The sequence below is a fragment of the Idiomarina xiamenensis 10-D-4 genome (assembly GCF_000299895.1).
GTDB classification, from domain to species: Bacteria; Pseudomonadota; Gammaproteobacteria; order Enterobacterales; family Alteromonadaceae; genus Idiomarina; species Idiomarina xiamenensis.
In genome coordinates, this window is record NZ_AMRG01000044.1 from 1 (window position 1) to 1,489 (window position 1,489).

The window sequence follows — 1,489 nt, forward strand, 5'->3', positions numbered from 1 at the left end:
ACAAATCAATGGTATTAAAACAGCCATTGGCCGAGTGGTTGCTAGTGCTGTTGTAGGTGGAACGCTCTCTAAAATAACAGGAAGCAAGTTTGCTAATGGTGCAATGACAGCTGCTTTTGCTGCCGTATTGAGAGCTGATTGGGGGGGAGATAATAGAACTAGATCTCCAAATGGTGAACCAATCACAGCAGAAGAAAAAGAAAAGTTTGAACCTGAGTTTGCTAAAATGAAGAAAGGAACAGCAAATGCAGGCTCATTTAAAACTAGCGAAGCTGCGGCAGAGTGGTTGCATGATAATGTTCATAATAAACTTTCAGTTGATGTCGAAGTGGGAGCATATATATATGGTTCCGATGACGCTGGTTTTACAATAGGAGAGCTATCAACAAGCTATATGCGTAATACAGTTGATATGAATATGGTTGGTAGTGCTCATTCATCATGGCATTCCCATGGAACTAATAGTTTTTATTGGAGGCCCTCAGCTGGTTTATCTAATGACACTGGTTGGGATGTAAAAAGTGGTTTGACCTATGGTTATACATCAACAAGTTGGAATGGTGGTACACTTTGGCAGTTTAATTCGGGTGGCTTTAAAGGCGATCATACATGGGGCAATACTTGTAAATATTTAACAAACTTGAGTGGAGGTGCAGGATGCTAAAAGTTTGGTTATATACTGTAATACTATTAATATCCAATAGTGCCTTTGCTTTCGAAAGATTATCTTTTTATAAGTTAATACTTTCACCACAACAGTATGAAGGCAAAGAGATATACCTTACTGGGTATTTTATAGCTGATGGTTCAGATTGCTTGGTCGTATCAAATGACAAAGAAACTGCGATGATGTATAGAGAATATGAAATGATTAGGCTCTGCAAAAATACAGCCAATGGAACAATTAATGCTCGCTTATTTAAGAAATTAAATAAAAATTATGGTTCTGTGGCAGGAGTCTTTTCTATAGAACATTGCGGTAGCGATTTAAAGCTGGGTCGATCAATGCAGTACTTGGGCTGCTTAAGTAAAGTTGTGGAATTACACGGCCCAATATACGAAAGTGGTCCAGTGATGCCTCCGCCTCCTGTTAGTAATTAAGTATGCAGAATCAAAGGGTCAGTAATTGATTTCAAACACTCTGACCTTAACTTTATTTAGTTTGGGAGCAACCTAAGGCAAGCAAACGAAAGCCAGTGGGGAGGGTGTTCAATATTCTGTGTCAGCTAAGTTTTCATCGGTCGATATGATCATCCAGTCGGCCTTTGAAGTGGATGGTCAGATGCGACCAACGCCCAGACGTTTTTAACATATCCGCATAGAATCGCTTGAGCAAGCCGTTTTCGTTGGTAAAGCCGCCTTTTGGTTAGTGTTCAGCCTTGGCGGTGCCAGCAATCGCACCGAGTACCGCTACACCATCTCTGACGATCTGGTTATTGTCGAAGATGGGCAGGGTGATCGCGATACCTATATCTTATTTAAAGACCAT

Annotated in this window: 2 protein-coding genes; both read left to right on the plus strand. The window is 40.6% G+C overall.

Annotated features, from left to right (window positions below; genetic code table 11):
* Positions 1-664, plus strand: a 664-nt coding sequence (locus tag A10D4_RS14215) for a hypothetical protein (protein WP_008490135.1), incomplete at its 5' end; no start/stop codon positions are given.
* Complete coding sequence (locus A10D4_RS13295; protein ID WP_008490137.1) at positions 658-1,101, plus strand: hypothetical protein; 444 nt, start codon at positions 658-660, stop codon at positions 1,099-1,101. The genes A10D4_RS14215 and A10D4_RS13295, both read left to right, overlap by 7 nt.
* Positions 1,102-1,489 lie beyond the last annotated feature (388 nt).

Excerpts from the sequence above, each read along its gene's own strand:
- A10D4_RS13295 (WP_008490137.1), top strand. The coding sequence starts at position 658 with ATGCTAAAAGTTTGGTTATATACTGTAATACTATTAATATCCAATAGT.